The organism is Streptomyces sp. NPDC088812 (assembly GCF_044750285.1).
GTDB lineage: Bacteria > Actinomycetota > Actinomycetes > Streptomycetales > Streptomycetaceae > Streptomyces.
The window spans coordinates 1-1040 of the sequence record NZ_JBIVJP010000101.1 but is presented as its reverse complement, the minus strand read 5'-3'; the positions used below and the strand labels follow the sequence as shown (position 1 = coordinate 1040).

Sequence of the window (1040 nt, the reverse complement as noted above, 5' to 3'; positions counted from 1 at the left end):
CTGGACGACCCCACGAAGCACTGGAAGTTCAGCGAGAGCGATCTCGATGACCGCGCGTACTGGGACCAGTACATGGACGCGTACCGGATCGCGATCGAGCGGACGGACACCGAGGACGCGCCGTGGTTCATCGTGCCGGCGGACCGTAAGTGGTTCGCGCGGCTGGCGGTGCAGCAGCTGATCATCGAGACCCTGCAGGGGATGGGGCTGGACTGGCCGAAGGCCGACTTCGACGTCGCGGCCGCCCGCCGTCGCCTGCTGGCGGGCTGAGCGCCGCCGTCGTCGCGATGGGCGGGCAGTGGTGGCCGGACCTTGCCAAGCACGGGGTCGCGGTGAGTCGATGTACGGACACCGGGCGCCGCAGAGGCGCGCCGGATCCGATCCGAAAGGTGGACCCATGACTGAGAACGCCAACCAGAATGCCCCGCTGACCGGCAAGACCGTCGCGTTTCTTGCGACCAACGGCGTCGAGCAGGTCGAGCTGACCTCCCCGTGGGAGGCCGTGATCGCCGCCGGCGCGACCCCCGTGCTCGTCTCGCCGGAGTCCGGCACCATCACCGCGATGCAGTCCGACTGGGATCACGGCGAGTCCTTCGAGGTGAACACGACGGTGAAGGACGCCAAGGCCGAGGACTTCGACGGCCTCGTGATGCCGGGCGGCACCCTGAACGCGGACGCCATGCGCGTCAACAAGGACGCCCAGGCGTTCGTGCGTGCCTTCTTCGAGCAGCACAAGCCGGTGGCGGCCATCTGCCACGCCCCGTGGACCCTGATCGAGGCCGGCGTCGTGGAGGGCCGCCGCCTGACCAGCTACCCGTCCCTGAAGACAGACCTGAAGAACGCGGGCGCCCAGTGGGTGGACGAGGAGGTCGTCGTGGACAACGGGCTGACCACCTCGCGCTCCCCGGAGGACCTCGACGCCTTCAACGCCAAGGTCGTGGAGGAGCTGAGCGAGGGCAAGCACGAGGACCAGACCGCCTGACCGACGTCGGGAGCGAGCCGCGTGGGGGCGGGGGCCAATGGCCCCCGCCCCCACCGTT

General features: G+C 69.5%; 1 protein-coding gene and 1 pseudogene. Both read left to right on the top strand.

Annotation, left to right across the window (positions count from 1 at the left end; genetic code table 11):
• Nucleotides 1-270 (top strand): annotated as a pseudogene (locus ACIP67_RS43480) (polyphosphate kinase 2 family protein); the annotation flags it as partial.
• A gap of 127 nt (nt 271-397) precedes the next feature.
• Nucleotides 398-982: a type 1 glutamine amidotransferase domain-containing protein gene (locus tag ACIP67_RS43475; protein WP_350749160.1), complete on the top strand. Its 585-nt coding sequence runs from the start codon at nt 398-400 to the stop codon at nt 980-982.
• The last annotated feature ends 58 nt before the right edge of the window (nt 983-1040 follow it).